This window comes from Kutzneria sp. 744 (assembly GCF_000568255.1).
Classification (GTDB): Bacteria; Actinomycetota; Actinomycetes; order Mycobacteriales; family Pseudonocardiaceae; genus Kutzneria.
The window spans coordinates 583,395-584,494 of sequence record NZ_KK037166.1 but is presented as its reverse complement, the minus strand read 5'-3'; the positions used below and the strand labels follow the sequence as shown (position 1 = coordinate 584,494).

General features: G+C 72.8%; 1 protein-coding gene. It reads left to right on the top strand.

The features are described from left to right. Positions 1–49: 49 nt before the first annotated feature. Positions 50–1,100 (top strand): HAD-IC family P-type ATPase (locus tag KUTG_RS02605; protein WP_369794424.1); only part of this gene is annotated, 1,051 nt, incomplete at its 3' end.

Below are 1,100 nucleotides of genomic sequence, written 5' to 3'. Positions count from 1 at the left end.
TGGACATTGTCGCCGTGCGCCGGCAACCGAGAGCACGTACGCCGGCATCGTGCGGCTGGCCGGTGCGGCGTCGGCGAACGCGGCTCCGGTGGCGCGGCTGGCGGACCGGTATGCGGCAGTGTTCCTGCCGTTCGCGGTGGCCATCGCGGCGATCGCGTGGGCGGTGACCGGGGATCCGGTGCGGGCCGTGGCCGTGTTGGTGACCGCGACGCCGTGTCCGCTGCTGCTGGCCGTGCCGATCGCGGTCACCGCCGGCATGTCGCGCGCGAGTCGGCACGGTGTCGTCGTTCGGGACGGTCGCGCGCTGGAAGCCTTGGGACGAGCGGAAACCGCGGTTCTCGACAAGACCGGCACCGTCACCCTGGGCGCGCCGAGGGTGACGGAAGTGCTCACGGCGCCCGGACACGACCGGGATGCCGTGCTGCGCACGGCCGCGGCCGTGGAGTCGCTGTCGTCGCATGTGCTCGCCGCGGCGGTCGTCTCCGCCGCCCGGCCGCTGGGCATCGGGACGGCTACGGATGTGCGCGAGGAGCCCGGAATCGGTGTCACCGGCACCGTTGACGGCGAGAACGTGACCGTGGGGAAGCCGCCGTGGAGCGTTCCACCCGAATCCGGCTGGGCGGCCTCCGCGCTACGTCGGGCCGGGCTGGACGGCGCGAGCCCGATCTGGGTGACCGTCGGCGGCGAGTTGATCGGCGTGATCCTGGCGAAGGACGAGATCAGGCCGGACGCCGCGCGGACGCTGCGTCGGCTGCGCGCGGTCGGTCTCCGTCGCATCGTGATGCTGACCGGCGATCGTGCCGACACCGCGGCGGATGTCGGCGGACTGCTGGGTTTCGACGACGTACAGGCTGAGTGCACGCCGGTGACGAAGGTCGAGCGGGTGCGGGCGGAGCATCACCGTGCCGTCACCTTGATGGTCGGCGACGGCCTCAACGATGCTCCCGCGCTCGCCACGGCCGATGTCGGCGTGGCGTTGAGCGCGCGAGGCGCCACCGCCGCCGCCCAGTCCGCGGATGCGGTGGTGTTGAGCGACCGGATCGACCCGCTTCCTCCTGTCGAAACGGCCTCGCATGCGCGGCGGATCGCGGTGCAGAGCG